Source organism: Pseudomonas sp. AGC41, from assembly GCF_057334555.1.
The window spans coordinates 194,467-198,844 of sequence record NZ_JBHFJB010000081.1 but is presented as its reverse complement, the minus strand read 5'-3'; the positions used below and the strand labels follow the sequence as shown (position 1 = coordinate 198,844).

Annotated in this window: 6 protein-coding genes; 2 read left to right on the top strand and 4 right to left on the bottom strand. The window is 60.3% G+C overall.

Translation table 11 applies throughout. The annotated features are described in order from the left end of the window. Together ACE04F_RS14685 and ACE04F_RS14680 are read right to left on the bottom strand one after the other, a co-directional pair. A partial coding sequence (locus ACE04F_RS14685; protein WP_486107761.1) for a TerC family protein occupies positions 1-332 on the bottom strand: 332 nt, incomplete at its 3' end. A gap of 28 nt (positions 333-360) precedes the next feature. Further along, complete coding sequence (locus ACE04F_RS14680) at positions 361-624, bottom strand: hypothetical protein (protein WP_305500071.1); 264 nt, start codon at positions 622-624, stop codon at positions 361-363. 138 nt (positions 625-762) lie between these two features. On the opposite strand from ACE04F_RS14680, the gene nhaR reads away from it, so the two are divergent. Beyond that, positions 763-1,659 (top strand): transcriptional activator NhaR, encoded by an 897-nt coding sequence (gene nhaR, locus ACE04F_RS14675; RefSeq protein WP_305500070.1) that lies wholly within the window; start codon positions 763-765, stop codon positions 1,657-1,659. On the opposite strand, the gene ACE04F_RS14670 is transcribed toward nhaR, so the two are convergent. Both ACE04F_RS14670 and ACE04F_RS14665 read right to left on the bottom strand, forming a co-directional pair. Next, positions 1,656-2,816, bottom strand: coding sequence for an MFS transporter (locus tag ACE04F_RS14670; RefSeq protein WP_486107758.1), 1,161 nt, complete (start codon positions 2,814-2,816; stop codon positions 1,656-1,658). The two genes, nhaR and ACE04F_RS14670, sit on opposite strands and share 4 nt — an antisense overlap. Positions 2,817-2,960: 144 nt before the next feature. Next, positions 2,961-3,098, bottom strand: a complete 138-nt coding sequence (locus ACE04F_RS14665) for a hypothetical protein (RefSeq protein WP_486107756.1) — start codon at positions 3,096-3,098, stop codon at positions 2,961-2,963. Between ACE04F_RS14665 and sstT the strand changes: the two genes are divergently transcribed. After that, positions 3,097-4,329, top strand: coding sequence for a serine/threonine transporter SstT (gene sstT, locus ACE04F_RS14660; protein ID WP_486107754.1), 1,233 nt, complete (start codon positions 3,097-3,099; stop codon positions 4,327-4,329). The two genes, ACE04F_RS14665 and sstT, sit on opposite strands and share 2 nt — an antisense overlap. Positions 4,330-4,378 lie beyond the last annotated feature (49 nt).

Genomic DNA, 4,378 nt, shown 5'->3' with positions numbered 1-4,378 from the left:
TGATGGATCTCGGTGGTCGCCTTCCACAACAGGAACAGGCCACCGGCGATGAGGATCATGTCCTTCCAGGAAAAGGCCTGGCCAAGGATTTCGATGACCGGTTCCGTCAACTGCACAATGAACGCGATGGTGCTCAGCAGGCCCAGGCGCAGGATCAGCGCCATGCCGATACCGATCCGCCGCGCCTTGGCGCGATGCTGTTCGGGCAGCTTGTTGGTCAAGATCGAAATGAAGATCAGGTTGTCGATGCCAAGCACGATTTCCATGACGACCAGGGTGGCCAAGGCAATCCAGGCGGTGGGGCTGGCGGCAAGCTGTAACAGATAATCCATGGGTCAGTCCTGACTCGATATGACGGGGTTAGATGGTCTTGGTGGAGGATTCGGATTCTTCAGCGTCTTTCTCAGGCTCTTTTTTGGGGCTGATCAGCCCACCGGTAGCCTCGCTGATGGCCTGCTCGGCAGCCTTGTGAGTATCGTCGATTGCCTGCTTGGCCGTCTCGACTGCTTGTTCCTTGAGTTGCTGGGCCAACTGCTGGGCGCTCTTTTCCGCTTGTTCACAACCGACGAGCGCTATTGAAGACAGCGACAGGAAGGCTGCAAGACCCAAGGATTTATACGTCATGGACAGTGCCTCTTCAGAAAAAAGGATGGAGCACAAAGATGGCTCACCGATGGCCCGGCATTCTAGAGAGGGTAATACTTCAGGAAAATTCGTATTTTCAGCGGCTATACTTCGGTTTTTACGAATCGGCTAAAAGTCATGCTCAATTATCGACAGTTGCATTATTTCTGGGTGGTGGCAAAAACCGGCAGCATCGTGCGCGCCTGTGAGCAACTGAACCTGACCCCGCAAACCATCAGCGGGCAGATTTCCCTGTTCGAACAGACCTATAACATCAAACTGTTCCAGCGTGTCGGGCGCCAGTTGGAGCTAACAGAAGCCGGCCGCCAGACGTTGCCGTATGCCGAACACATGTTCCAGTTGGGCGGTGAACTGGAGCTGATATTGCGCGCCCAGCCCAACGAGCAGCAGACACTGTTTCGGGTCGGGGTGGCGGATGTCGTGCCCAAGTCCATCGTCTATCGGTTGCTGGCCCCGACCATGGAATTGAGCGAGCCGCTACGTATCACCTGTCGCGAGGACAAGCTTGAACGGCTGCTGGCGGACCTGGCGATCCAACGCCTGGACCTGGTAATTTCCGACAGTCCGATGCCGACTCACCTGGATATCAAGGGCTACAGCCAGAAGCTTGGAGAATGCGGGATCAGCTTTTTTGCCACCGCCGCGCTGGCCGACCGTCATGGGCAGGATTTTCCCCATGGCCTGCATGACGCCCCTCTGCTGATCCCGGGACCGGAAACCGTCGTACGCAGCCGCCTGCAACGCTGGTTCGCCGAACAACAGATCCAACCGCGGATCGTCGGCGAGTTCGACGACAGTGCGTTGATGCAGGCATTCGGCCAGTCAGGCAGCGGGATTTTTATCGGTCCCAGCGTGATTGCCGAAGAGGTCAAGCGCCAATATGGCGTGCAGGTCATCGGCCAGACCGAGGCGGTGAGCGAGTCGTTCTACGCCATCTCCGTGGAACGCAAGGTCAGCCACCCAGGCATCGTCGCGATTGCCGAAGGAGCACGCCGCGAGCTGTTCAGCGCCTAGCAATCAGCGCAGGCATTGCGCGGCTTGAACGTCATCAGCAACAGCGCCAGCAGGATCGATACCAGAATGAATCCGGCCGCGGCGAAACCGACGCTGCCCAGGCCCAGGGTATCGATGACCCGACCGCCCACCAGCGCCCCCAGGCCAATGCCGAGGTTAGCCCCGGCGATGTTCAGCGACGCGGCAAACGCCGGTGCTTCTGGGGCTGCTTTCATCAACCGCACATGGCTGACCAGGAACAGCGCCGCCTGAGTCACGCCCCAGATACCCATCGCGGCGGCCAACCCCAGCGTCGAATGAATGCTCGGCACCAGCGCCACCATGCCGCAGATCATGAACAGGCAGAACACCATTGAGGCGCGCAGCGGATGCCGGTCTACCGCGCGACCACCCAGGGAGTTGCCGAGCAGGCCTACGGCCCCGAAGCCCATCAGACACCAACCCACAAGCGTACCGTCGAACCCGGCCAGGCGTTCGAGGATATCCGCCAGATAGGTATAGGCGGTAAACATGCCGCTGAATACCAGGATCGACAGCAGCACATGCCCCTGCATCAGGGGGCTGCGCAGGATCTTGAATTGCGAGCGAAAGCTCACTTGATGCTGGTGCAGATTGGTTTTCGGCAGGTAGATAAGCAGCAGCAGTGCCTTGGCAAACGCGATGACCGCCAGGATCGCAAAAGCGCTGCGCCAGCCGAATGCGTCGGAGATCAGCGTGCCGACCGGAATGCCGAATACCGTGGCACAGACGATACCGAAGCCGATCCGCGCGATGGCTCGCCCGGCAAACTGCGGCCCGACGATGTCCACCGCGGTTTCACTGGCCAGCGCCCAGAATACCGGCAGACCCAAAGCCGGGACCAACCGGGCGACGGCCATGACCCAGATGTTCGGCGCCAGCGCCGCCAAAGTGTTGGCCAAGCCGAACATCACCAGCACGCTGATAAACAGCCGACGCCGCTCGACACGGGCAAACCACGCGGTCAGGAACGGCCCGAACGCCGCGACAGTAAACGCGAACAACGTCACCAGCAGTCCGGCCTGAGGGATGGTGACTTGCAGGTCTCGGGCGATGGCTGGCAACAGACCGACAATGATGAATTCCGTGGTCAGCACCGTGAAGCCGGCGGCGGACAACAGGAAAATGGGCAACAGCATGCAGAACTCCAACAAAACGACGACACCAGCGTTAGCCCAAGGGCCCGCTGGAAAACAAATGAGATGAGAGTGGCAAAGCCTAACAGATTGGGGCCGTCAGAAAAACGCAGATAAACAGGCAGGTGACGGATCGTCACAGGTCCGTCAGATTTTTCGCCGGGCTGTGATAAAGTCCGCGGCCTGCAAAAGCTCCACACTCTTTTCGGTCCCGATCATGCGGCCTGCCCGCTTGTTGCCCTGATTGACGGACCGTTGCACATAAAAAATCAGAGATACCGTCATGACTGCTGTGTCCTCTTCCCTTCTGCACCGCTTCAAACGCACCAGCCTGGTGACGCAAATTGTCATCGGCCTGATCGCCGGCATTGTCCTGGCGTGGCTGGCCCCTGACGTGGCGAAATCCACCGCGTTCATCGGCAAGGTCTTTGTTTCGGCGCTCAAGGCCGTGGCGCCGATCCTGGTGTTCGTGCTGGTCATGGCGTCGATCGCCAACCATAAGCACGGCCAGGAAACCCATATCCGCCCGATCCTCTTCCTTTATCTGCTGGGCACTTTCGCTGCAGCCGTGGTCGCGGTCATCGCCAGCACGCTGTTCCCTTCGAGCCTGGTGCTGAGCGCCCAGGACGTTGCCGTTACCGCGCCCGGCGGGATCAGTGAAGTGCTGCAGAGCCTGTTGCTCAGCGTGGTGGACAACCCCGTTCGAGCGCTGATGGACGGTAACTTCATCGGCATCCTGGCTTGGGCCATCGGCATGGGCATTGCCATTCGTCATGCTGGCGAAACCACGCGCACCGTACTCGAAGACCTGTCCAATGGCGTGACCGTGATTGTACGGCTGGTCATCCGCTTCGCCCCGCTGGGTATTTTCGGCCTGGTGGCCTCGACCCTGGCCACCTCCGGCTTCGGTGCGCTGCTCGGTTACCTGCACCTGTTGACCGTGCTGATCGGCTGCATGCTGTTCGTGGCATTGGTGGTCAACCCGCTCATCGTGTTCTGGAAACTGCGTCGCAACCCCTTCCCGCTGGTGTTCACCTGCCTGCGTGAAAGCGGCATCACCGCGTTTTTCACACGCAGCTCGGCGGCGAACATTCCCGTGAACCTGGAGCTGAGCAAGCGCCTCGGCCTGCACGAAGACACCTACTCGGTCTCGATCCCGCTGGGCGCCACCATCAACATGGCCGGGGCCGCCATTACGATCACCGTATTGACGCTGGCGGCCGTGCATACACTGGGCATCGTGGTGGATGTGCCCACGGCCGTGCTGCTCAGTGTCGTCGCCGCCATCTGCGCCTGCGGCGCGTCCGGGGTCGCCGGCGGCTCGCTGTTGTTGATCCCCCTGGCGTGCAGCCTGTTTGGCATCCCCAGCGAAATCGCCATGCAAGTGGTCGCGGTCGGGTTCATCATCGGCGTGCTGCAGGATTCAGCTGAAACCGCGCTGAATTCCTCCACGGATGTGTTGTTCACGGCGGCGGCTTGCCTGGGTGAAGAAGAGCGGGCGCGGCGCACTGCATAAACCGTGCGTCTTCATCGCGAGCAGGCTCGCTCCCACAAGGTCCCTGTGC